The following is a 22863-nucleotide window of genomic DNA, read 5'->3' as shown; positions in this document are numbered from 1 at the left end:
CCCGTTAGGCGAACGCTTCCACCGGCGGGCACGAGCACACCAGATTGCGGTCGCCGTAGGCGCCGTCGATGCGCCGCACGGGCGGCCAGACTTTGGGTCGGAAAGTCGCGCCCAGCGGGTAGGCGGCTTCCTCGCGGGTGTACGGATGGTTCCAATCGGACACCAGCAGGCACTCAGCCGTGTGGGGTGCGCCCCGCAACGGATTGTCGTCGGCAGGCCAAAGTCCGGCTCCGACTTTGTCGATCTCGGCGCGGATGCCGATCATGGCCTCGCAGAACGCGTCCACCTCGGCCAGGCTCTCGCTCTCGGTGGGTTCGACCATAAGCGTCCCCGCAACCGGGAAACTCATGGTTGGCGCGTGAAAGCCGTAGTCCGCCAGCCGTTTTGCGACATCGTCGACGGTGACGCCGGTTGCCTTGGTGATACCGCGCAGATCCAGGATGCACTCGTGGGCCACCATCCCGTTCTCGCCGGTGTACAGCACCGGGAAGTACTCGTCGAGACGGCGGGCGATGTAGTTGGCCGACGTGATCGCGGTCAGCGACGCCGCGCGCAGACCGTCGGCACCCATCATCCTGATATACGCCCAGGTGATCGGCAGGATCGATGCCGACCCGTAGGGTGCCGACGAGACCGGATGCCCCGCAGGCAATTCCGGTGCGAACGGGTGACCCGGCAGGAACGGGGCCAAGTGCGAGCGCACCGCGACCGGCCCGACACCCGGGCCACCGCCGCCGTGCGGGATGCAGAAAGTCTTATGCAGGTTGAGGTGGCTGACGTCGCCGCCAAACTTGCCCGGCCGGGCCAGGCCGACCAGCGCGTTGAGGTTGGCGCCGTCGACGTACACCTGGCCACCGGCGTCGTGCACGGCGGCGCAGATATCGGCGATGTCGTGCTCGTAGACGCCGTGCGTGGACGGGTAGGTGATCATGAGCGCCGCCAGCCGATCGGCATGGGCGCTGACCTTGGCGCGCAGATCGTCGAGGTCGACGTCGCCATTATCGTGACAGCCCACCACGACCACCCGCATCCCGGCCAACGCGGCAGACGCGGCGTTGGTGCCGTGCGCGCTGGACGGGATCAGGCAGATATCGCGGTGCGGTTCCCCTCGGCTGGCGTGGTATTCGTGGATCGCCAGCAGGCCGGCGTACTCGCCTTGCGAGCCTGCGTTGGGTTGCAGCGAGACCGCGTCGTAGCCGGTGATCGCCACTAGCCAGCGCTCCAGATCGGCGATCAGACGACGCAGCCCGGCACTGTCGGATGCGGGGGCAAACGGATGCTGACGTGCGAATTCCGGCCAGGTGATGGACTCCATCTCGGTGGCGGCGTTGAGTTTCATCGTGCATGAGCCGAGCGGAATCATGCTGCGGTCCAAAGCGATATCTTTGTCCGCCAGGGTCCGCAGGTACCGCATCATCGCCGTTTCGGTGCGGTACTGGGTGAACGCGGGGTGGGTCAGGAATTCCGATGTGCGCGTTGCGATATCGACACGCGCCGGGTCGGTAGCCGATACACCGAACGCATCCAGGACTACGGCCACGTGGGCGTCGGTAGTGGCCTCGTCGCATGCGACCGACACGTGGTCGGCGTCGACGCGCCACAAGTTGACACCATTCGCCTTGGCTGCGGCCAACACCTCATCGGCACGCCCCGGCACCCGGGCCAACACCGTGTCGAAGTACTTGTCGTGCACCAGCGCATCGCCGAGGGCGCCGGCGATGGTCTCGGCATACGCGTGTACCCGTCGAGCGATTGCGCTGAGTCCGTCGGAGCCGTGATAGCTGGCGTACATGGCGGCCGTTACCGCCAACAGCACCTGTGCGGTGCAGATGTTGCTGGTCGCCTTGTCGCGGCGGATGTGCTGCTCGCGTGTCTGCAGCGCCAAGCGATATGCGGGCGTGCCGTCGCTGTCGACTGATACTCCAACCAGCCGGCCGGGCAGTTGACGGGCATGCTTGGCGTGTACTGCCAGGTAGCCGGCGTGCGGACCGCCGAATCCCATTGGTACACCAAGACGTTGGGTGGTGCCGAACGCCACGTCCGCGCTGATCTCGCCGGGCGGGGTGATCAGTGTTAGCGCCAACAGGTCGGCGCCGATGGCCACCAGCGCGCCACGCTCGTGGGCCTGCTCCACTAAAGCGGCCCAGTCCGTGATCCGGCCACTGGCCCCGGGAAGCTGGGCGATGACGCCAAAGAACTCGCCGTCTGGCAGCCCCTCGCGCAGGTCGGCCGACACGATCTCGATGCCCAACGGTTTGGCGCGGGTAGCCAGCACCGCCGCCGTCTGGGTAAACACGTCGACGTCAACAGCGAGCCGGTTCGCCGGGCCGCGCGCTGCGCGATGCATGAGCGTCATGGCCTCTGCGGCTGCGGTGCCCTCGTCGAGCATCGATGCGTTCGCGATCTCGAGGCCGGTGAGATCGGTGACCATGGTCTGGAAGTTCAGCAGGGCTTCCAGTCGACCCTGACTTATCTCTGGCTGGTACGGCGTATAGGCCGTATACCAGGCCGGGTTCTCGAGGATGTTGCGTACCAGCACCTGGGGGGTGAATGTGTCGTAGTAACCCTGGCCAATCATCGACACGGCGACGGTGTTCGCATCGGCCAGCGCCCGCAATTCCGAAAGTGCCTCGGCCTCGCTGGCGGCCGGTGGGAGCCGGTCCAGACCCGGTGCCGCGCCGATACCGGTCAGCGGATCGAGGATGCCCGTCGGGACCGCCTTTGTCGCCAGGTCATCGAGTGAGTAGACACCGATGACCGCAAGCATGCTCGCGATGGCCTGACTGTCCAGGCCGATGTGCCGGTCGGCAAACGTTGAATGGTCGGACGCGAAAAGCTTCGAATGTTCGGTCAAGGCGGAACTCCTGACGACTAGGCACCCCAAAGGGAAACGGACTCGCGGCCCTCTCCCTCTGTCTTCACCCGTTCGTCGGGCGCCTGAGAGATTCGGCGCCGGCATGCGTCGCGGCGCCTTTCCCCATCGGCGGGTGGCAACCGCTGGAAATCTCCAGGTCGCCACCGCTTTCCAGAGGCATCGTTATCTGGCGCGGTCCTGGTGCCTGAGAGGTTGACGGAGAGGTATTGCTCCTTCGGCGTCCGTAGCTGGCAGCCACGGAACTCTCCCGCGCTAGAGCGATGCTTATACCAGTTTAGGCCTAGGCTACTCGGCCGGGTGTCTCCGGTGCGGCTAGCCGATCTTGCGGTCGCGATGCTTGCGCCGCGATGCCAGCTCGTCCTCCGGGGCGGCAATCGACTCGCCACCATCGGCACGCTCGCCGTGGAAATCGGCGATGACGCCGGTCAGCTCACGCATCGCACCCGAGACGGCGATGCCGAACACGCCCTGGCCACCTTGCAGGAGGTCGACGACTTCCTCGGCAGATGTGCATTCGTAGACCGTGGTGCCATCGGAGAACAACGTGATGTTGGCTAGATCCTGGACACCGCGCTGGCGCAAATGGTCGACCGCGACCCGGATGTTGTGCAGCGAAATACCGGTGTCGAGCAGGCGTTTGACGATCTTGAGGACGAGGATGTCCTTGAAGGAGTAGAGCCGCTGGCTGCCGGATCCTGCGGCGCTGCGGATCGAGGGGACAACCAGCGATGTGCGTGCCCAATAGTCCAGCTGCCGGTAAGTGATTCCGGCGATCTGACAGGCGCTTGGGCCGCGGTAGCCGACCAGCTCGTCGGGCACGGAATCGTCGGGGAAGAGTCCGGGCTGCACGGGCCGGCTCATTACGGCGCCGTCGTCGGCACCATTGGTGGCCGCGTGGTCAGCAAGATCCAGCTGTCCTTGACGTGGCTGCTCGCTCACGGTGCTTCCTCTCGCCGATCGCGCTCTATGTCAATAGCTGCGTCACTGGCTGCCTCGGACAGCCACGTTTTCTCAGGCCCGAGTGCTAGAGAGCATACGCTTTTCGCTTGCTGCTGTGCTCCCGGTTGATCATCAATCGTCCTCAAAGTATGGCCGCCGCCTGGGTTTGTGGGCGATATCCGCCAGGCGTGTCGACCCCGCAGTGTGTGAGATGAGACTCATCCGTGACGTTTGGCAGCAAGTTCTCAGCTCAGGCCTAATTGCCCACCTCCTCAGCCCGCCGTCCCGGCGCGCATCGTCGGCGGGCTCAGGCCTAATTGCCCACCTCCTCAGCCCGCCGTCCCGGCGCGCATCGTCGGCGGGCTCAGGCCTAATTGCCCACCTCCTCAGCCCGCCGTCCCGGCGCGCATCGTCGGCGGGCTAGGTCGCCTTGAAATCGTCGGGTGACACACTGTCGAGAAACTCCTTGAACTTCTCGACTTCGTCTTCGCGAACAGCGCTGTCGCTCTCTTCGTCGCTCTCGTCGGGTATCAGCAAACCGGCCTGGGCGAGGACTGCCTCCTCAACGTAGATCGGAACACCGACCCGTAGTGCGATCGCAACCGAGTCGGAGGGGCGTGCCGATACCTTGATATCGCGGTCGAAGATTAAATCGGCGTAAAAAGTACCCTCCTGAAGATCGACGATCCGCACCTCCTTGAGCGAATGCCCAAGCGCTGCAATGACATCCCTGATCAGATCGTGCGTCAGCGGACGAGGTGGCTCGACGCCTTGCTGTTCCAGCGCGATGGCCGCCGCCTCCGACTGGCCGATCCAAATCGGCAGATACCGATCACCGTTGGCTTCGCGCAGCAACAGCACCGGTTGGTTCTGCGGTTGCTCGACGCGAATGCCGACAACACGAACTTCACCCATCTGTGTTTGCCCTCCGCACATGCCGCCGCCGACTGTCCGCACTCAGCACGACGACGCGGTGCCGTCGAACACCAAGCTGTCGAACGAAGTCTAGTCCTCAGCGGTGAAGAAGGTCGCGAACGGCCGACTTGATCAACGAAGTATGCAAAGTAATGGCAAGCGCGGCGACCTCACGAGCCAAGTCGTCGGCACGGTCACGGGCACCTGCCTTGTCGGCCTTGACCAACGGACCGGCGATCTGGGCGATCAAATCCGACTGCCGGTCGGCCGCAGAACGAAACGCGCGCAAATGCCGCGGCTCAACACCGTATTCGGACAACGCCCGCGCGCACTGGACGATCACTACGGCGTGTTCGTCGAAGAAGCCACCGGGTCCAGGGGTAACGACGCCGGCTTTGAGCAGGGCCGCGAGCAGGTTGTCGTCAACTCCTGCACGCTCCACCAGGTCTTCGCGACTGAGTCGGACGCGGGTGGGCGACACGGCTGCGGTGTCAGATTCTGCGCGATCAGTACCGTTGTCGGCTACCGACACCAATCGCGGTACACCGTAAGGAGATCCGAATGGCGGCAACTCACCGTCGGGCTGCGCCTCGAGCTGCGCTCTGATTACCTTCAGCGGCAGGTAATGATCGCGCTGGGCGGTAAGGATGAAGCGCAGCCGTGCGCAGTCATATGCGGTGAATCTGCGGTACCCCGATGCAGCGCGCTGCGGCGTCACCAGCCCCTCGGCCTCCAGAAAACGAATCTTGGAGATTGTGACATCCGGGAAGTCCGGTCGTAGCAGGTCCAAAACCGCCCCGATCGACATCCCGGCCAGCCCGGGGCTATCGGGTGCGCTCACTGGCCTCCGGTGCCCCCGTCGTCGTCACCTTGCTTGGGCCCGGTCAAGAACACCAAGCGGAACTTGCCAATCTGGACTTCATCACCGTTTGCGAGCACTGCGGAATCCACAGGCTCGCGGTTGACGTACGTGCCGTTGAGGCTGCCGACGTCAACGACGCTGAACTCGTTGCTTTCCAAGCGGAATTCGGCGTGACGACGGCTCACCGTGACGTCGTCGAGGAAGATGTCGCTGTCGGGATGCCGGCCCGCGGAAGTGATGGATTGGTCGAGCAGGAAGCGAGACCCCGCGTTGGGTCCCCGTTTGACGACCAGCAACGCTGAGCCCGCGGGGAGTCCCTCCACCCCGGATACGGCGCTCTCGGCACCGGCCTGTGCGGGAGCGTCCAGCTCGTTGAGGAAGTCGGCGCGGAAGACGGACGTCGTCTCCACGGTGACTTCGTCAGAAGTCTGGTCCTGCTCTCGGTCTGCGTCCTTGTCCGTCACCCGCTGCTCCTCACTGGCCGCTGTGGCGTTGTCTGACCGGGCCCTTCGGCCCGCTTCCCCTAGGATTTACCGCTTTTACTGCCATTTACTGCCTATTAGTGCTTCAAACCCTGATGTCTCGACCGTACCGCGCACGGGTCTGCCGCGTGCCCTCCACTGCTGGATCGTAAGCCCGATGCCCCGGCTTCTCCTAAGCATCTCCTGCCTTGTCCGGGTCTTTGACACGCGCCCCCTCGTCGCCACGCGACGCCTTCGGGACCTTAGCAATCGTCATTCGGTCAAGGTGTCGCGGTAGGCCTCCGCGTCAAGCAGTGTTGCTATGGCCGACTCCAGCGCTGAGACTTCTGAGCTTTCGACCTGGAGTTCCAGCAACCAGCCAGCGCCGTACGGGTCGGAATTCACCAGTTGCGGATTGCCTTCCAGTTCGCTGTTGACCGCGGACACTTTGCCCGAGACCGGCGCATACAGATCCGAGACAGATTTCGTCGATTCCACTTCGCCAAAGGCTTCGCCGGCGCTTACCGATGTGCCCAATCCGGGCAACTGAACAAAAACGACGTCACCCAGTGCAGACTGCGCGTAGTCGGTGATCCCGATCCGCACGGTATGCGCCTCGCTGCGGCGAACCCATTCGTGTTCGGCGGTGTAGTGCAGATCGGGCGGGATATCGCTCACGGTGCTCCTGTTCTGGTCGCTGTTGCTCACTTGACGGGCAGAGCGTATTGGTGCGGTTTTGGTTGTCGCAAGGTGGTCACATCTACTCGGTCTGCCTGCTGCACAAACATCCGCCCGCCAACGCGTTTGACACTATCTTCCGCACCACCGGGAATGTTCATCGCCGCAGCAAGCGTCGGTGGATCGCCAATCGCCAGAATTGAATACGGCGGCGAGAGGGTCTTGGTGTCGATAGTCAGTGAGCCGGGATTGCCAACCACCCAGGTATCAACACCGACCCTCACGGACTGCCGCCCATCGTTGATTTCGATCGCCTCGGCGCCGGCGGCGCGCAGCTCGTTGATCACGTCGAGCATCGCTTCCGGTGCCACTCCTGGCCCGGGATCCTCGATCTTCACCGTGACACCCGGCCCGGTGGCACCCACCGTGCCGACGAGGATGGACAACGCCGCCAACCTGGCCTGGGCACTTTCGATGGCGGCCTGATCGGTGTTGCCGGACGCCTGCAACGCGTTCAGGGTGTTCTGAAGTTCGGTCACCTCGGTGTTGAGCGTGGCCTCGCGTTGCCGCAAGGAATCCAACAGCACCAACAGGTCTGCGGGCCGGGCAGTTTCCAGAGAATCTCCGGACTCCGTCTGGCGGACCTGGGTGACGATGGCGACCCCCAACACCAGGCACAACAAGATCGCGAGAGTGCCGAACACCAGACGCGAGCGCCCGCCGCGCCCCGTCCGACGCAAGGCTCCGATCCCGGGACGCGGGTGGTTGGCGGGCAGTTCATGACGACCGTGCCGTAGGGCTCCGTGCGTACCAGTGTCGGCCTTAGAGGTTGCCGCGCCACGAGTTTCGGCTGCGGCTGGGTCAGGGGCGGGTTCTGGCACATCGTGGGTCATCCTGACGTCATCTCCGTCACGGCGCCGCTCCTCCTCATCGCTTCGCTCTGCATCGTCGCCGGCGCGGTCACGGCGCCGCTCCTCCTCATCGCTTCGCTCTGCATCGTCGCCGGCGCGGTCACGGCGCCGCTCCTCCTCATCGCTTCGCTCTGCATCGTCGCCGGCGCGGTCACGGCGCCGCTCCTCCTCATCGCTTCGTCCCCCTCGCCGCTTCGCGGCTCGGGGCGCCCCCACTGCATCGTCGCCGGCGCGGTCATGCGCCGAATAGCCGGCGTCGCAACGCGGCAGTGTTACCGAAGATGCGGATGCCCAGCACAACGATGATCGCGGTGGACAACTGGGTGCCAACGCCCAATTGGTCACCGACGTAGACGATCAAGGCAGCCACCAAGACGTTGAACACGAACGAAACCACAAAGACCTTAGGATCAAAGATCCGCTCGAGGTAGGCGCGCAACCCTCCGAATACCGCGTCCAGCGCGGCAACCACCGCGATCGGCAAATAGGGCTGGATGACCTCGGGCACGCTGGGGTGGAAAACCAAGCCCAGCACGATGCCAATGGCAAGCGCCGCGATGCCGATCATGCTTGTCGGATTCCCGTCCACGGTTGTCTCACTAGGGCCCAATCTGTTTGGCGAACTTGATGTCCCGGGTTGCTCCGGCGGGCAGTGCCAGACCGTCGCCGACGTTCACGCTGACACCCACGCCGTACGAGATCTCCAGCAGCCTAAGGCGGTGCAGACCGGGACTGCTGTCGAAGACATCCTTCATCGCGTGCGGCGGCCCGACAGCGAGGATTGTGTAGGGGCTACTGATGGGATTGTTGTCGACCAGGATGGCTCCGCCGGCTTGCCGGATGGTCACATTCGGCCCGATCCGGGTGCCGTCGACCGCGATGGCCTCCGCCCCACTCCCCCACAACGAGTTGACGACCAGTTGTAGGTCACGGTCCAAAATGATTTGCCGGCTGCCGTTCACTCGCTGTTTGGACGCGTCGGAAAGATTCGGGCCGACGCCGGGGTCGGTCACGGTCACCGTTAAACCGGGGCCAATAACCGGTGTGGTAGCCGCTGCCAGGGTGAGGGCGTCGATACGGGTCAACAGCCGCTGCCCCTCGGCGTCGTCGGCGAGCGCGGCCCGCTGCACCTCGTCGACCTTTGCTGAGAGCGCGCCGCGGCTTTGGGCCAATTTGGCTGCGGCGGCCTGTGTCGAACGCACGCTCGTCGCCAAAAGCTGCTGGGCGGCGCGCATGCCGGGCGCAACCGAACGGGCCTGTGCGACCGCGGCGGCGAATACCGCGGCGACCAGGGTCGCCGCCAACGCCTGCCACATCCAGCCGAAAGTGCGGGCTCTCACCGACTGCGAAGCGGCAAGGCGGCCACGTTTTGCGGCCGCGGCCGCGTAACCGGGATCTAGATGCTCGGAGAGCAGGGCGCGCAGTAGTGATGGCACCGGAATGTGCTTCGGGCGGGCCGCCGCGTGGGCGCTGTACCCGGCATTGGGGTCATAGCCGCCGAGTAGCCGGTCGGAGTCAGCCATGGTCATCTGCTTTTTGAACCGCAGGCTGGTAGGCCCGGTGTTTGATCTTGGGCATCCGACGCACCACCATCGTCATCTGCACCACGTACAGCACAAACGCCCACAGGTAGGCGTAGATACCCCAGACCAGAAACGCCCAACCGCAGGCCCGGAACACCCGGCTCCACAACGCGTCCCATTGCCCTAACAGCAGGATCGGAAAGCCGGCCATCAGTGCGAATGTCGCGGCCTTGCCGACGTAGGTCACCGGGAGCGCCGACAATCCGCGACTCCACAGCACCGGCAGCGTCGCAGCCAGCAACGCGTCGCGGGCCAACAATGTGACCACAAACCACCACGGCACAATCCCGCTCAACCCCAGCACGATGGGCACGGTGACCATATAGAGACGGTCGACGGCCGGGTCCAGCAGCACGCCCAACCGCGACGACTGATTGAGCAGCCGAGCGATCTTGCCGTCGGCCCAATCCGAGACGCCGCTGAATACCAGGATCGCCACCGCCCAGCCATGTACATGGGCGACCAGCATTAGGTAGACGAATACCGGGATGAGCGCCAGTCGGATGAGGCTCAGCACGTTGGGCACCGTCAGCACCCGATTCTGTCTGAGCACGGGCTCCATGAGCCGTGACCTTAGCCCGGCGACGACATGGTCCGCACGGCGGACCGAAAAGGAGCCGGGCGAATCAGGCCGAGCCCGGCGAATGGTGGCGCCGGCCTTAGCGGAACACGCCAGGCAGGCTCAGCGTGGACAGCGTGTCATCGGACAGCGGATTGTCGTTGACCATGTAGGTCCACGTCGACGTCGGCCGTGCCAGCTTGGACAGGTCCAGCCCCTGCTCCTCTTCGAGGACGTTCGCGGTTTCGAACGTCTGTTGAGCCGCCTCGATCGCGTCGGCGGCCAGCGACGCGAACGCGTCGACGGCCAGCCGGTGGAACTCGTCGAGGGGATTCTGCCGGCCCAGCGCGCGCAAATGGATGCTTTCGCGAATGTCGGCCAGATACGCCAGGTGATCGGCCCAGCCGCGGTCGAGGTGATACAGCATGATCAGACGGCAGATGTTCTCCAGCCGCTCATCGGAAACATCTTCCGACAGCTCTTCATACCGCTTCGGCGCCAGTTCGGCGAGTTCCTCGCGCGCGGTTGCTGTGCGTAGCAATGTGTTTCGCCGGTCAACGATGATGGCGCGCTGCTGGGCAATCAACTGGTTGTAGCGCCACGTATTCGCGTGCACATCCAGCATCCGGCCCTCAGCGACACGCTGCGCATGGTCGAGCAGCCCGGCGGCCTTGGGGCTAACGATCCGGCCGTCCTCATCGGTCTGCATTGGCAGCTTGTTGGTGTCGAGGTTGGCGGCAACGACGTCATCTTCCCAACTGGAGAAGAACACCGACGACCCCGGATCACCCTGGCGTCCGGCCCGCCCACGCAACTGATTGTCCAGTCGCTCGGTGTGATGCCGGCCGGTGCCCACCACGTGCAGACCACCGAGTTCAGCAACCCGGTCATGGTCGGCTTCGTCGGATCCGCCAAGGCGGATGTCGGTGCCGCGCCCGGCCATCTGGGTGGACACCGTGACCGCGCAGTATTTGCCGGCTTCGGCGATTACCCGGGCTTCCTCGGCGTCGTTCTTGGCGTTGAGCACCACCGCGGGAACGCCGCGCCGCAACAGCCGCTCGTGCAGCTCCTCGGATTCGGCGACGTCGCGGGTGCCGACCAGCACCGGCTGCCCCGTCTCGTGCACCTCGGCGATGTGCGCGACGATCGCGTCGTTCTTGGCGGCGGCGGTGATGTAGACCCGATCGGACTCGTCCTCGCGGATGTTCGGGGTGTTCGGCGGTATTGGCGAGACCCCCAGTTTGTAAAACTGGCGCAGCTGCTCACCGGCGGCCAGCGCGGTGCCGGTCATGCCGCACACGGTTGTGTAGCGGTTGATCAGCGCCTGCACCGTGATGGTGTCGAGCACCTCACCGGTTTCGGTGGTCTCGATGCCTTCCTTCGCCTCAACAGCGGCCTGCAGGCCGTCCGGCCAGCGCTGCAGTTGCGCAATGCGGCCGCGCGAGGCGTTGATCAGATGCACCGCGTCGTCGCGGACGATGTAGTGCACGTCGCGCTGTAACAGCACATGCGCGTGCAGGGCGACGTTGACCTCGGTCAGCGTCGTGCCGACGTGCTCCTCGGAGTACAGGTCGATGCCGCCCAGCGCCTTTTCGACTTTGCGGGCACCCACCTCGGTGAGGTGGACGTTGCGGTTGTCCGAGTCGGTGGCAAAGTACTCGTCGGCGTCGTGGTCGCCAACAAGCTCACCGACCAGCTTGATGATCTCTAGCCGCGGCGTTTCACGGTGCGTGGTGCCTGCGAGTACCAGGGGCACCAGCGCTTCGTCGACCAGCACGGAGTCGGCTTCGTCGATGAGGGCCACATCCGGGTTGGGCGATACCAGGTCGTCGACGTCGGTCACCAGCTGATCACGCAGCACATCGAATCCGATCTCATTGACCGAGGCATAGGTGACGTCGCACCCGTATGCGGCCCTGCGCTCCGCACTCGTCGACTCGGCGGTGATCCAGCCGACGCTGAGGCCCATCGCCTCAAGCAGGGGGCCCATCCACTCCGCGTCACGGCGGGCCAGGTAATCGTTGATGGTCACCACATGCACGTGCCGTCCGGCCAGCGCGTATCCCGCGGCCGCGATCGCGCCGGCGAGGGGTTTGCCCTCACCGGTTGCCATCTCGATCACGTCACCGGCGAGCATGCGCAGCGCGCCCAGCAACTGCACGTCGAATGGTCGCAAGCCGGTCGTCCTTTCCGCGGCTTCCCGGGCGATCGCTAGGAACTGTGGGATGTCGTCGGATTCCGCGAGGTCGTCGAGGTTGAGCAGGCCAGCCGCCTTGCGCAGCTTCTCGTCGTCGAGATCGGCCGCCTTTTCGTCGAACTCCTCCGAAGCTGCGACCTCGGCCAGGGAACGGTTGCGGTCCTTTTCCGTACTGGCGCCGAGCAGCCGCCAGAATCGGCCGCTCAGACGGCCTGGTTGAGCGCGGATCGTCTTAGGCACAGCCCCACCGTACGCGGTCGGCGCGAGCGTGCGTGTTTGCACGCGACACACCGAGTACAAGCGAACAACTACGCACGTTCGCGGGCCTCGGGATCAGGCGAGGTTGGATCTACGTGGGTAGGCAATTGTTGGGTCGGTAAGGACGTTGACGACGGCCGGAAGACCACTGGCGAAGGCACGGTCCAACGCCGGGCGCAGCTCGGCGGGCGCCGAGACCAGCTCGCCGTGACCGCCGAGGGCGCGGACCACCTCGTCGTAGCGCGTTCCCGGCCGCAGCCCGGCCACAACCGAGTAGCCATACAGCGCCTCCATGGGATGGTTCTCCAAACCCCAGATGCCGTTGTTGCCGACCACCGACACGACCTGAATGTTGTGGCGAACCAGCGTGTCCCATTCCATGCCGCTGAACCCGAATGCACCGTCGCCTTGCAGCAGCACGACTTGGCGTTCGGGGTGCGCCAGTTTCGCGGCCAGGGCGTACCCGGGACCTGAACCAAGGCAGCCGAAGGGACCGCTGTCCAACCAGCAGCCCGGCAAGTAGCTGTCGATCAGGCGGCCGGCATAAGACCCGAAATCGCCCGCATCGATGACGACGACGGCGTCGCGGTCCAGCAGCGATGCCAGCTCGGCATATACCCGCATCGGATGAAGCGGAATGCGGTCATCGGCGAGTTCGGCCTTCTCAAGATCGCGCGCGGCGGTCTCGGCCGTACGAAGCTCATCAATCCAGTCCCGACGGTCGCTTCCGCCGGGTACGGCCAGCGCCGACAGGATCGCGGTGAGGTTCCCATAGAGCCGAGCCGCAACGGGGCGCGGATGCTCGCGCTCTGGTTCGGCGCGGTCTGCGACGATGAGCTGGGTATCTGACCCGAATACCCCACCAAAGCCCAAGCGGAAATCCATGGGCACGCCGACAATCAGCGCAACGTCCGCCTCTCCCAATGCTTTTGATCGCGCCCGCGAGAAGGCCAACGGATGGTCGGCGGGAACTGCGCCACGGGCCATTCCATTCATCAGCACCGGGATTTGCAGCGCATCGGCCAGACGCAGCAGCGCCGTTTCGGCGTGTCCCCACCAGACATTGGTTCCCGCCATGATGACCGGCCGCCGAGCCGTCGAAAGCAGTGCGGCGGCCCGGTCCAGATCGGTGTTGTCCGGGCTCGTCGCTGCGGGCAATTCGGCCAGAGCGCCTGGGCGCCCGTCGTCGTCCGACATCGAAAACACGTAGTCCATCGGGAAGTCGACAAACGCCACGCCCGACGGAGCACCCATCGCGGACCGCAGGGCATCATCGACCAGCCGGCCCGCGTCGTCGGCTGACTGTGCCGTGGCGGCGAACCGCGCCAGCGGCGCCACGAACGGCACGTGGTCGATTTCCTGCAAGGAGCCCATGCCCCAGCGCCCCGCCGGCGCCCGTCCGCCAAGCACGACAAGCGGCGACTGGTTCTGCTGTGCGGCGGCCATGGCGCTCATCCCGTTGGTAACCCCAGGACCCGCGGTGAGTGCGGCAACGCCCGGCACCCTGGTCACCTTCGACCAGCCCTCGGCGGCGAAAGCCGCCGTCTGCTCGTGCCGGGTGTCGATCAGCCGGATGCCTTCTTGGCGGCAGCCGTCGTAGATGGAAAACAGATGGCCGCCCGACAGCGTGAAGATCGTGTCGATACCACTGGCTTTGAGTCGGCGCGCGACGAGCTGGCCGGCATGAATCGTCTGGGCGGGGACGGCTTGGGTGCTCATATCGCTCATATTTGGAGAGCCTATCCACCGCAGTCGGGTACCTTCGCCGAAGGATTTCTGTTCCAGCCGCCGCCGGAACACCTCGCCTGTGAGGAGACACCGACCTTGGGCCCCAAACCGTTTAAGCCATCCATCGACTGGTCTAGGGCACTCCTGGATTCTTTGTATTGGACCGGCAAAGCGTGGGCGATCAGCGCGGTCTGTGTGCTCGTCGTGCTGGTTGTGCTGCGTTTCGTGACACCCTGGGGACAGCAGTACTGGCGGATCACCCGCGGGTACTTCGTCGGGACAAAGAGCATTCGGGTGTGGCTGATGCTCGGCGTCTTGCTGCTTTCGGTGGTGCTGGCGGTGCGCCTGAATGTGCTGTTCAGCTATCAGGGCAACGACATGTACACGGCTTTGCAGAAAGCCTTCGAAGGCATCGCCTCCGGCGATGACGCTGTCAAACGCTCAGGCGTACGCGGTTTTTGGATGTCCATCGGGGTGTTCAGCATCATGGCCGTACTGCACGTGGCGCGCGTGATGGCGGACATCTACTTGACGCAGCGCTTCATAGTCGCCTGGCGGGTATGGCTGACCGGCCACTTGACCCAGGACTGGCTCGACGGCAGGGCCTACTACCGGGACCTGTTCATCGACGAAACGATCGACAACCCCGACCAGCGCATCCAGCAAGACGTCGACATCTTCACTGCCGGGAGCGGCGGTACTCCGAATCAGCCCGCCAACGGGACTGCTAGCACGCTGCTATTCGGTGCGGTGCAATCGATTATTTCAGTCATTTCCTTTACCGCGATCCTATGGAAGCTCTCCGGCACCCTGAATATCTTTGGGGTGTCCTTCCCACGTGCCATGTTCTGGACCGTCATCGTTTATGTGCTCGCGGCCACGATCATCTCGTTTATCATTGGTCGTCCATTGATCTGGCTGAGCTTCCGCAACGAAAAGCTCAACGCCGCTTTCCGTTACGCACTGGTGCGCTTGCGCGATGCCGCGGAGGCTGTGGGCTTCTACCGTGGTGAACGCGTGGAACGCACCCAATTGCAGCGGCGGTTCACTCCGATCATCGACAACTACCTTCGGTTTGTTAATCGAAGCATCGGCTTCAATGGCTGGAACCTGGTGGTGAGCCAGACGATCGTGCCGTTGCCATGGGTGATCCAGGCGCCTCGTTTGTTCGCCGGTCAGATCGACTTCGGCGACGTTGGTCAGACGGCGACTTCATTCGGAAATATTCACGATTCGCTGTCGTTCTTCCGAAACAACTACGACGCGTTCGCGGGTTTCCGTGCGGCGATAATCCGGTTGCATGGATTGGTTGACGCCAACGAACAGGGCCGCGCGTTGCCGGCGGTGCTGGCGCGGCCGAGTGACGACGGGACAGTCGAGCTGGCCCATGTAGAAGTCCGCACGCCGGCCGGCGACCAATTGATCGACCCGCTGGACTTGCGCCTAGAACGTGGCGACTCGCTGGTCGTCACGGGACGCTCGGGGGTCGGCAAGACCACGTTGTTGCGCAGTCTCGCCGCATTGTGGCCGTTTGCCTCCGGAATACTGCGCTGCCCCGACGGCGAGAACGCAACTATGTTCTTGTCACAGTTGCCGTATGTGCCGCTGGGAAATTTGCGCGCGGTGGTGTGCTATCCGAATTCGCCGGACGACATCTCCGAAGAGGTCATCCGGGACACGCTGACCAAGGTCGCGCTGGCTCCCCTAGCCGAGCGGCTCGACGAAGACGAGGACTGGGCCAAGGTGCTCTCGCCCGGCGAACAACAGCGCGTTGCCTTTGCCCGTATCCTGCTCACCAAGCCCCAGGCGGTCTTTCTCGACGAAAGCACCTCGGCGCTCGACGAAGGGCTGGAATTCGCGCTCTACCAAATGCTTCGAAGCGAACTCCCGGACTGCATCGTGGTCAGTGTCAGCCATCGGCGTGCGGTTGAGCTGCTCCATGAACAGGAACTCAAGCTGCTTGGCGGCGGTGCGTGGGAGCTGGGTCGGGTCGAAAACAAGCCGGCGCCGGTGTAGCGGGCCCCTGCGCTCGAGGCTTTACCGCGCGTGCTCCGCGGCTGCCGCGTGCGTCCCCGCCCGGCGCCCGAAGAACGACCCTTCACCCAGCTGCGTTCCGCTGGCGTATCCCTTGCCATCCTGAGCGATGTTGGAGGCACACGCGCCGACTGCGTACAGACCGCCTACCACCGAGCCGTCGTCACGCAGTACCTCGCCGTCCACTGACGTGGCCAACCCGCCGACGGTGAATCCGGCATACATCGCCTTGCCCAGCGACATATCGAAGGCTCCCCATGGCCCGTTGTCTTGCGGCGCAAGGAATTCCGGCTGCTTGTGGAAGTCGGGATCCTCGCCACGCGCGGCGTAGCCGTTGTAGCGGTCCAGCGTCGCCGCCAAGTTGCCCCGTGGGATGCCAAGCGCAGCTTCCATCTCGGCGACGGTTTCCCACCCATCGATCAGCGGGACCAGCGGCATCTTGGGGTGCTCTAGGTGTGCCTCGTCGACGATCAGGAAGGCCGCGCTGTCCGGCTGGTCCATGATGAATCCCGAGGTCCTGGAATGGTAGGAGTCCTCAGCGACAAACCGTTGCCCAAGCTTGTTGACGATAATCCCGGTCAGCAGAATCGACGGCGGATACGGCGGAGCCGTAATGAAGATCTGATCCATATGCTGGGTGGCCCCGCCTGCCGAGACGCCCATCCGAATGCCAAGCCCGTCGTCGTAGGTGTTGCCGAGCACGAACGGCTTCTCGGCCAGCTTCGGGGTGTACTTGGCGACCATCGCGGGGTTCATTACGAAGCCCCCGGCGGCAATGATGACCGACTTCGCTTTGATCGCACCGGATTCGGAGAACCGCTTCCACATCACACCGGTAACGCGGGTCCCCGGGCCCGAGCCGGCAGAGCCGTCCACGATGAGCTCGGTGGCGCCGGTCTCGTAACGGACCTGAACGCCCAGACTTGCGGCTCGCTTGAGTAGCAGGTCGATCACCATGCTGGCCCCGCCGGGGTCGCCGGGGACGGGCACCTTGTGACCGCGGGGCGCCGGCACCGCCATCTCGAGGAATGGCCACACCTTCTCGTTTCCGGTGTACATCAGCCCTTCGGTGTTTGGCTGGATCACCGCCTTGCCCGGGAAGAAGCTGCGCTCGAACTGAAACCCGAGGTCCTCCAGCCAGTTGAAATGCTCGACACTGCCATCGCAGTAGGCACGAATTTTGGTCCGATTAGCTTCGTCGGGTTGTCGCGACACCGCGACCAGGTACTTATACATCTCCTCGGGTGAGTCGGGGTTGCCGGTCGCCTGCTGGACCGCCGTCCCTCCGCCCAGGTAGAAGTGCCCCCCGGCAAGCGACGTGGTGCCGCCGGCCGCGGCGGCGCGTTCCAGGACCAAGACCCGTGCTCCGGCGGCAGCGGCGCTGACCGCCGCGCAGCCCCCGCCAATACCGAAACCGATCACCACGACGTCGACCTCATCCGACCACGACGTCACCGTGTCCGCATTGACCGTCGCTGGTATCTCGGTGCTCATTGGCACCACTCCTCTTCATCGCTACGTCCCCCTCGCCGCTGCGCGGCTGGGGGTGCCCCCACCGCATCGCCGCTGGCGCGGGTCACCGCTGCTCCCGCTTTATGTACTCGTAGAACGATCTGATCTCTGGCGAGACATAGGCAATCTCGACAAACGGCACGCCCGCCCGCGGCGCCGACACATAGGCGAAGTGCATACCGCCGGGCATTACGCCCTGCTGCACGAGCTCAGCGCCGTGAGCGGCGGCTTGCGCCACCTCGGCGTCGAAGCGCTCCAAGCTTTCGGCCTCCACGCAGATGTGATGCAAACCGGGCCCGCGCTCCCGCAAAAAGTCACTATAGATGTTCTCCCCTCTAACCGGAGAGATCAGCTCCAACTGCATGTCGCCGAGATAGCTCAACGAAATACTGGCGACGAAATCAGCGGGCTTGCCCTGATAGCTGCAGGTGTCTGGAGCAAAGTGCACATCGGGTATCCGCACCCACTTTTTGGCACCTAACAGGCCGGTGAGGGTCGTTTCGGTGGCGTCCAGGTCCGCGGTTACCCATGCGATCTGTGTCGGAGACTGAACGGAAAAGTTCATCGATTCGCAGAATAACCTACTTTGCCGGAATCGGCGATGGCCGGCCTCCACGGGCATGGTGAACACGTTCTAATTCCGGTTGGCACGACCGTCTCAGGACCGCCTCAGGGTCGGTCAACGTATCGGTGCCGTACTGCCCAAATACCTCGAGACTGATCGCGCCGACGACACCGGCCCACAGCAAACTTGGCGACGACGCCATCGTCACCGGGAAACTCGAACTCGTGCCGAATGCGTTCGAAGTCCGATGACATCGGTTGCCGCGCTTGATAATCGGTCAACATGATGTCACCGGTTGCAATACCGGCCGCGATCGCGTCGAGGACCGCTCCGACCACGCGGGTGCCGACGCCGATGGTGCGCTCGGGCGGTGCGTGATATCCGGGCACGGGGCTGCCGTAGAGCAGCGCCCAATGCGCTTTGAGTCAGGGTTGTGGCACCGACTCCTCAGGCACTATCTGGGCAGATGGTATTGGCAGGTGAAGGGGTATGTCGGTGGGTTGACACCGCAAGCCAGCGACGACGAACTGCGTGCCGCGGCACCACTGATCCCGGTGTTGTGCGCTCGTGAGCTGCGAGCCTAGTGTCTTGACGGCCCTAGATCCTGGCGCACCTGCTCGGTGGCGGACTGCCAAGAGACGGCCGCGGGAAACTGCCCCCAGATACTGTTGAAGATCCCGATGAGCTGCGCGGGGCCCCCGTTGGGGGTCAGGTACACCGGGCCACCCGAATCACCCCGCTGGCTGGCAACGCCGCCCGTCATGGTGAACCAGCCGTTGTTGACTGCCTCGATAGTCCCGCAGGTTTCACCGGTGCTAATGCCGAAATGGCAGACGGCCTGGCCGGGCGCGACAACCACACCCGGACTCGACATCAGCGCCCGTCCGCCCGGCAGGATGTTGTTCATCGCGACGTTGCCGACCAGCGCAATCGCTTCATAGTCATCGATCGTCTGGTCGGTGGCCACGGTCGAGCCGCTGGGTGTGCTGTCGCGGAAGGCCGCGAGATGCCCGATGACATTGTTGTCCCTGTCCGTGACAGGCCCCGCGCCCCGACAGTGCCCTGCCGTGTATGCCAGTCGCTGGCCGGGGTCAACATAAGCCAGAGTGCAGACGTGGCTGTCCTGGCGGATTTCCATGCCGGGGAACACCAATATCGGGTCGGCGCCGGCGATCGGAGATGAATACCCCAAGGCCAGCACCGCGATGACAATCGATGCGGTCAATGCACGCGTTGCCAGGCGGCGCACTATGGACTCCGATCCGTCGAGGCCGGCGTGGCGCCGACCGAAGGGCGAGGTTGCGGCGTAGGTTCACCGTCGTTGAGTTTTTCGCCCCGGCCCCGCCCGGCGTTACCGCGACGTCGCCAGCGGGATCGCACCGCGTGCTTTAGAGGTGGCTCGCGGCTGCCAACCTGGTGGTCCGAAGACATAGCCCAACCGATCCCGCAGCCGTGTTGCCGATCGCCAATCGCGGGCAATCGCCACGTATTCGCGGGTCTGCAGCTTCCAGATGTTGAAGGTGTCGACCCGCTTGGTCAGGCCGTAGTGCGGTCGGAACGACTCCGCCTGGAAGCTGCCGAACAGCCGATCCCAGATGATGAAGATGCCGCCATAGTTCTTGTCGAGGTACACCTTGTCCATCCCGTGATGAACCCGGTGATGTGAAGGCGTGTTGAAGACGAATTCGAACGGCCGCGCCAACTTGCCGATACGTTCGGTGTGCACCCAGAACTGGTAGATCAGATTCAACGACCAGCTGAAGAACACCATCCAAGGGGGAAGCCCCAACAACGGCAACGGGACCCACAGGAGGACCTCGCCGCTGTTGTTCCACTTCTGGCGCAGTGCGGTGGCGAAGTTGAAGTACTCACTGGAGTGATGAGCCTGGTGAGTCGCCCAGATGAGTCGAACCCGGTGGGCGATGCGGTGATAGGTGTAATAGAGCAAATCGACGCCCAGGATGGCGATGACCCACGTATACCACTGGCTCGCCGGGAGGTGCCAGGGCGCTACATAGGCATACAGTGCGGCATAACCGAGCAGGGCCAGCGTCTTCCAGCCGGCGGTGCTGGCAATCGACACCAGCCCCATCGAGATGCTCGCCATGGAGTCGCGGGTGAAGTACGCCCCTGATGCCGGCCGCGGTTTGCCGGTGTTGGCATCGGGTTCCAGGGCATCGATGCTCTCCAGCTTGCGCGCCGCCGTCCACTCGAGAGTCAACAGCAGCAGGAAAAACGGGATGGCAAATAACACCGGGTCCCGCATTAGCGGGGGCAGCGCGGACCAGAACCCTGCTAAGGAATCCACACCAAACAGACTACGACTCCTGGTGCCGAGGAGGTGACCATTGGTCGCCCGGAGTACACACTGATGGCAGCCATGGCCGAGCCCGGCCCAGAAAAGAGGAGCTGCGTTGATCAAAGTCGTGGTGATCGGCTCGGGTTTCGCGGGTTTATGGGCAGCGCTCGGTGCTGCCAGGCGACTCGATGAGCTCGGTGTGACAGAACGAACGGTTTGCATCACGGTGTTGAGCGCAAAACCGTTTCATGACATCCGCGTTCGCAACTACGAGGCTGACTTGAGTGCATGCCGCATCCCACTCGCCGACGTGCTCGACCCAGCCGGCGTCGCGCACATCACGACCGAGGTGACCGGGATTGACGCCGACTGTCGCCGCGTCACCACCGCCAGCGGTGAGACGCACGACTACGACCGACTGGTGCTCGCCTCGGGTAGCCGTGTGGTCAAACCGGACATACCGGGTCTGCGGGAGTTCGGTTTCGATGTCGACACCTATGACGGCGCGATGAGGCTGCAACACCACCTTCAAGAGCTGGCCGATGGTCCGGCGACGCCGGCGGCGGCCACCGTCGTCATAGTCGGTGCCGGCCTAACCGGTATCGAGACGGCCTGCGAGCTGCCGCACCGACTACGAGCACTGGGCGTCACACCCCGGGTGGTGCTGGTCGACCACAACGCTTTTGTCGGCTCCGACATGGGGGCATCTGCGCGGCCCGTGATCGAACAAGCCTTGTCGGACAACGGTGTTGAGACCAGGACGGGAGTCAGCGTTGCCGCAGTCGGTCGGGGTGGGCTGTCGCTGTCGTCGGGTGAGCAGCTGGCAGCCGCCACGGTGGTGTGGTGTGCCGGCATGCGGGCCAGCTCACTGACCGAGCAATTGCCGGTGGCCCGTGATCGGCTGGGCCGGGTTGAGGTCGACGACTATCTGCGAGTGATCGGGGTGCCCGCAATGTTTGCCGCCGGCGATGTCTCCGCCGCCCGCATGGACGACGAACACGTGTCGGTGATGTCGTGTCAGCATGGCCGCCCGATGGGCCGGTATGCCGGCTACAACGTGATCAGCGACCTATTTGACCAGCCCCTGCTGGCGCTTCGGATCCCTTGGTATGTCACGGTTCTCGATCTAGGACCGGCTGGCGCGGTGTACACGGAAGGGTGGGATCGGATGGTCGTGTCGCGCGGCGTGGAGGCCAAGGCCACCAAGCAGACCATCAATACCCGGCGGATCTATCCTCCGTTGACGCGAAGTCGCTCGGACCTGCTGGCCGCAGCCGCACCTGATCTGCAGGCGCGTCCCTGAGCGGGACCCTGGTCACTCCGCCTGCGCCTGTTCACCGGCATACCACTGCACCGCGTAAATGCCTGGCTGCAAAGACAATTCGGCAACCATCCGCTCCAGCTTGGCCGGCGTATGGCCGTCCATGAGCAGGTGCGCAGTCAAAGTGACCTTGTCGTCGTCGACCGGGCTCGTATGAACGCCCCGCAATGTGATGTCGTTGTTGGTGGTGTGCTGCACGAGCTGAGCACGCGCGTATTTCGCCGACTTGGGGCGACAGATCACCTGAACCTGATAGGGCTGTAAACCTTCGTCTTCCTCGACGGTGTTGTCGTGGTCAATCAGCCGGCCCAATGGGCGCCCCAGCACATGGATGGTGATGACGGTGCCGGTGGCGATAAGAGTGAACACCAAGTGCCCGGAGGCCGCCAGCACACCGACGGCCGCCGAGCACCACAGGGTGGCGGCGGTGTTGAGGCCCCGGACGTTGAACCCCTCGCGCAGGATTACCCCGCCACCGAGAAAGCCGATCCCCGACACCACATAAGACGCGACTCTGGTGGGGCTGCTGTCCTCGGTGGCGGCCGCGTAAAGCACGAACAACGTGGCGCCGGCCGCCACTAGTGCGTTGGTTCGAAGGCCGGCCATGCGCGCCCGCCATTGCCGCTCAAATCCGATGAGGGCGCCGCAACCCACTCCGACGCCAAGCCGGAGTGCGAAATCGGCGGTGCTCAGCGTCTGCATGACGGCGCACTCCTTCCCCGACCGCAGGGCTGCGTATCCGCCCCCACCCCTCGGCGCGGCAGCTAACCACGCCTAGGTGAACGGCGCGTGGCCTACAGGTATCAGGCGTGGCTGAGGTGATGCGGGCAGTAGTACTTCGACGAGATCAATGCGAACTGTGCCGCCGCGTCCATATCCAGGCCGGGATTGCGAGTCTTTACGTCGTTGACTAGCTCCAAACCCGTTTCGCCGTTATCCAAGCATCCGCACACCGCCTTGGCGGACCCAATGGCTTGGGCGGGGCTGCCGTAGGTGATGCCGACTTGTCGGAGGGCCGCGAGGAAGCCCGCGTCGTCACCGCCGCCGTTGTCATCGGGATCGGCGTACGCGGGCGCGGCAAGGCCAATCATGGCAAAGACGCCGAGAAGCGCAAGTAGCCGTCTCATAATCTCACCATTCTCCCATGTCGAGGCAATTCTTGCAGA

21 protein-coding genes, 1 pseudogene and 2 riboswitches are annotated in these 22863 nt (G+C 64.3%); of the genes and pseudogenes, 3 read left to right on the top strand and 19 right to left on the bottom strand.

Features of this window, described 5'->3' with window-relative positions; translation table 11 throughout:
- Positions 1 to 4: 4 nt before the first annotated feature.
- The 12 genes from gcvP to MSIMFI_RS22400 all read right to left on the bottom strand — a co-directional run bounded on the left by gcvP (position 5) and on the right by MSIMFI_RS22400 (position 13957).
- Positions 5 to 2854, bottom strand: coding sequence for an aminomethyl-transferring glycine dehydrogenase (gene gcvP, locus MSIMFI_RS22455; protein ID WP_191499225.1), 2850 nt, complete (start codon positions 2852 to 2854; stop codon positions 5 to 7).
- A 48-nt stretch (positions 2855 to 2902) separates the two neighbouring features.
- A riboswitch (glycine riboswitch) is annotated at positions 2903 to 3034 on the bottom strand.
- A gap of 3 nt (positions 3035 to 3037) precedes the next feature.
- Positions 3038 to 3135: riboswitch (glycine riboswitch) on the bottom strand.
- A 52-nt stretch (positions 3136 to 3187) separates the two neighbouring features.
- Positions 3188 to 3814, bottom strand: coding sequence for a MerR family transcriptional regulator (locus MSIMFI_RS22450; protein WP_186243247.1), 627 nt, complete (start codon positions 3812 to 3814; stop codon positions 3188 to 3190).
- 420 nt (positions 3815 to 4234) lie between these two features.
- The gene (locus MSIMFI_RS22445; protein ID WP_085249352.1) at positions 4235 to 4729 is read right to left on the bottom strand and encodes a bifunctional nuclease family protein; all 495 of its coding nucleotides are present in this window, start codon (positions 4727 to 4729) and stop codon (positions 4235 to 4237) included.
- A gap of 97 nt (positions 4730 to 4826) precedes the next feature.
- Positions 4827 to 5570, bottom strand: a complete 744-nt coding sequence (ftsR, locus tag MSIMFI_RS22440; RefSeq protein WP_085249351.1) for a transcriptional regulator FtsR — start codon at positions 5568 to 5570, stop codon at positions 4827 to 4829.
- A complete protein-coding gene (garA, locus tag MSIMFI_RS22435) occupies positions 5567 to 6055 on the bottom strand; it encodes a glycogen accumulation regulator GarA (protein WP_186243245.1) in 489 nt (162 codons plus the stop codon). Before garA ends, ftsR begins: the two co-directional genes overlap by 4 nt.
- Before the next feature lie 270 nt (positions 6056 to 6325).
- A complete protein-coding gene (gene gcvH / locus MSIMFI_RS22430) occupies positions 6326 to 6730 on the bottom strand; it encodes a glycine cleavage system protein GcvH (RefSeq protein ID WP_191499224.1) in 405 nt (134 codons plus the stop codon).
- 26 nt (positions 6731 to 6756) lie between these two features.
- Positions 6757 to 7623 carry a DUF881 domain-containing protein gene (locus MSIMFI_RS22425; RefSeq protein ID WP_396820579.1) on the bottom strand — a complete coding sequence of 289 codons (867 nt, stop codon included), beginning with the start codon at positions 7621 to 7623 and terminating at the stop codon, positions 6757 to 6759.
- Between the two features lie 253 nt (positions 7624 to 7876).
- Positions 7877 to 8209 carry a small basic family protein gene (locus MSIMFI_RS22420; protein WP_186245776.1) on the bottom strand — a complete coding sequence of 111 codons (333 nt, stop codon included), beginning with the start codon at positions 8207 to 8209 and terminating at the stop codon, positions 7877 to 7879.
- A gap of 31 nt (positions 8210 to 8240) precedes the next feature.
- A complete protein-coding gene (locus MSIMFI_RS22415) occupies positions 8241 to 9164 on the bottom strand; it encodes a DUF881 domain-containing protein (RefSeq protein ID WP_191499223.1) in 924 nt (307 codons plus the stop codon).
- Positions 9157 to 9786 carry a CDP-alcohol phosphatidyltransferase family protein gene (locus tag MSIMFI_RS22410; protein WP_191499222.1) on the bottom strand — a complete coding sequence of 210 codons (630 nt, stop codon included), beginning with the start codon at positions 9784 to 9786 and terminating at the stop codon, positions 9157 to 9159. The genes MSIMFI_RS22415 and MSIMFI_RS22410 overlap by 8 nt, the downstream gene beginning before the upstream one ends.
- A gap of 97 nt (positions 9787 to 9883) precedes the next feature.
- Complete coding sequence (gene secA2 / locus MSIMFI_RS22405; protein ID WP_191499221.1) at positions 9884 to 12220, bottom strand: accessory Sec system translocase SecA2; 2337 nt, start codon at positions 12218 to 12220, stop codon at positions 9884 to 9886.
- 93 nt (positions 12221 to 12313) lie between these two features.
- Entirely contained in the window at positions 12314 to 13957 is a 1644-nt protein-coding gene (locus MSIMFI_RS22400) for an acetolactate synthase (RefSeq protein ID WP_191499794.1), read from the bottom strand.
- Between the two features lie 105 nt (positions 13958 to 14062).
- Between MSIMFI_RS22400 and MSIMFI_RS22395 the strand changes: the two genes are divergently transcribed.
- Positions 14063 to 15982 carry an ABC transporter ATP-binding protein/permease gene (locus MSIMFI_RS22395; protein ID WP_191499793.1) on the top strand — a complete coding sequence of 640 codons (1920 nt, stop codon included), beginning with the start codon at positions 14063 to 14065 and terminating at the stop codon, positions 15980 to 15982.
- Between the two features lie 21 nt (positions 15983 to 16003).
- Here the strand turns inward: MSIMFI_RS22395 and MSIMFI_RS22390 are convergent, their stop codons facing one another.
- The 3 genes and pseudogenes from MSIMFI_RS22390 to MSIMFI_RS22380 form a co-directional block, all read right to left on the bottom strand.
- Positions 16004 to 17494 carry an FAD-binding protein gene (locus MSIMFI_RS22390; RefSeq protein ID WP_191499220.1) on the bottom strand — a complete coding sequence of 497 codons (1491 nt, stop codon included), beginning with the start codon at positions 17492 to 17494 and terminating at the stop codon, positions 16004 to 16006.
- A gap of 82 nt (positions 17495 to 17576) precedes the next feature.
- On the bottom strand, positions 17577 to 18077 hold the full coding sequence (locus tag MSIMFI_RS22385) for a VOC family protein (RefSeq protein WP_191499219.1): 501 nt from the start codon (positions 18075 to 18077) through the stop codon (positions 17577 to 17579).
- 16 nt (positions 18078 to 18093) lie between these two features.
- Positions 18094 to 18496 (bottom strand): annotated as a pseudogene (locus tag MSIMFI_RS22380) (TetR-like C-terminal domain-containing protein); the annotation flags it as partial.
- Between MSIMFI_RS22380 and MSIMFI_RS22375 the strand changes: the two are divergent.
- Positions 18491 to 18661: a hypothetical protein gene (locus MSIMFI_RS22375; RefSeq protein WP_396820570.1), complete on the top strand. Its 171-nt coding sequence runs from the start codon at positions 18491 to 18493 to the stop codon at positions 18659 to 18661. The pseudogene MSIMFI_RS22380 and the gene MSIMFI_RS22375 sit on opposite strands and share 6 nt — an antisense overlap.
- On the opposite strand, the gene MSIMFI_RS22370 is transcribed toward MSIMFI_RS22375, so the two are convergent.
- Together MSIMFI_RS22370 and MSIMFI_RS22365 are read right to left on the bottom strand one after the other, a co-directional pair.
- Complete coding sequence (locus MSIMFI_RS22370; RefSeq protein ID WP_224770382.1) at positions 18658 to 19326, bottom strand: Rv1815 family serine proteinase; 669 nt, start codon at positions 19324 to 19326, stop codon at positions 18658 to 18660. The genes MSIMFI_RS22375 and MSIMFI_RS22370 overlap by 4 nt on opposite strands.
- A 102-nt stretch (positions 19327 to 19428) precedes the next feature.
- The gene (locus tag MSIMFI_RS22365; protein WP_191499218.1) at positions 19429 to 20385 is read right to left on the bottom strand and encodes a sterol desaturase family protein; all 957 of its coding nucleotides are present in this window, start codon (positions 20383 to 20385) and stop codon (positions 19429 to 19431) included.
- A 106-nt stretch (positions 20386 to 20491) separates the two neighbouring features.
- On the opposite strand from MSIMFI_RS22365, the gene MSIMFI_RS22360 reads away from it, so the two are divergent.
- Positions 20492 to 21679, top strand: a complete 1188-nt coding sequence (locus tag MSIMFI_RS22360) for an NAD(P)/FAD-dependent oxidoreductase (RefSeq protein ID WP_191499217.1) — start codon at positions 20492 to 20494, stop codon at positions 21677 to 21679.
- A 12-nt stretch (positions 21680 to 21691) separates the two neighbouring features.
- Here the strand turns inward: MSIMFI_RS22360 and MSIMFI_RS22355 are convergent, their stop codons facing one another.
- Together MSIMFI_RS22355 and MSIMFI_RS22350 are read right to left on the bottom strand one after the other, a co-directional pair.
- On the bottom strand, positions 21692 to 22399 hold the full coding sequence (locus tag MSIMFI_RS22355; protein WP_191499216.1) for an MgtC/SapB family protein: 708 nt from the start codon (positions 22397 to 22399) through the stop codon (positions 21692 to 21694).
- 101 nt (positions 22400 to 22500) lie between these two features.
- Positions 22501 to 22824, bottom strand: a complete 324-nt coding sequence (locus tag MSIMFI_RS22350; protein ID WP_191499215.1) for a DUF732 domain-containing protein — start codon at positions 22822 to 22824, stop codon at positions 22501 to 22503.
- Positions 22825 to 22863: the final 39 nt, after the last annotated feature.

Source organism: Mycobacterium simulans, from assembly GCF_900232995.1.
Taxonomy (GTDB): domain Bacteria; phylum Actinomycetota; class Actinomycetes; order Mycobacteriales; family Mycobacteriaceae; genus Mycobacterium; species Mycobacterium simulans.
This window is presented reverse-complemented; position numbering and strand designations above follow the sequence as displayed.

What these genes read in the sequence shown, in the direction of transcription:
- MSIMFI_RS22445 (WP_085249352.1), bottom strand. Translation starts at nt 4,729, where the DNA reads ATGGGTGAAGTTCGTGTTGTCGGCATTCGCGTCGAGCAACCGCAGAAC.
- MSIMFI_RS22425 (WP_396820579.1), bottom strand. Translation starts at nt 7,623, where the DNA reads ATGACCCACGATGTGCCAGAACCCGCCCCTGACCCAGCCGCAGCCGAA.
- MSIMFI_RS22420 (WP_186245776.1), bottom strand. Translation starts at nt 8,209, where the DNA reads ATGATCGGCATCGCGGCGCTTGCCATTGGCATCGTGCTGGGCTTGGTT.
- MSIMFI_RS22415 (WP_191499223.1), bottom strand. Translation starts at nt 9,164, where the DNA reads ATGGCTGACTCCGACCGGCTACTCGGCGGCTATGACCCCAATGCCGGG.
- MSIMFI_RS22410 (WP_191499222.1), bottom strand. Translation starts at nt 9,786, where the DNA reads ATGGAGCCCGTGCTCAGACAGAATCGGGTGCTGACGGTGCCCAACGTG.
- MSIMFI_RS22400 (WP_191499794.1), bottom strand. Translation starts at nt 13,957, where the DNA reads ATGAGCACCCAAGCCGTCCCCGCCCAGACGATTCATGCCGGCCAGCTC.
- MSIMFI_RS22390 (WP_191499220.1), bottom strand. Translation starts at nt 17,494, where the DNA reads ATGAGCACCGAGATACCAGCGACGGTCAATGCGGACACGGTGACGTCG.
- MSIMFI_RS22385 (WP_191499219.1), bottom strand. Translation starts at nt 18,077, where the DNA reads ATGAACTTTTCCGTTCAGTCTCCGACACAGATCGCATGGGTAACCGCG.
- MSIMFI_RS22375 (WP_396820570.1), top strand. Translation starts at nt 18,491, where the DNA reads ATGCGCTTTGAGTCAGGGTTGTGGCACCGACTCCTCAGGCACTATCTG.
- MSIMFI_RS22355 (WP_191499216.1), bottom strand. Translation starts at nt 22,399, where the DNA reads ATGCAGACGCTGAGCACCGCCGATTTCGCACTCCGGCTTGGCGTCGGA.
- MSIMFI_RS22350 (WP_191499215.1), bottom strand. Translation starts at nt 22,824, where the DNA reads ATGAGACGGCTACTTGCGCTTCTCGGCGTCTTTGCCATGATTGGCCTT.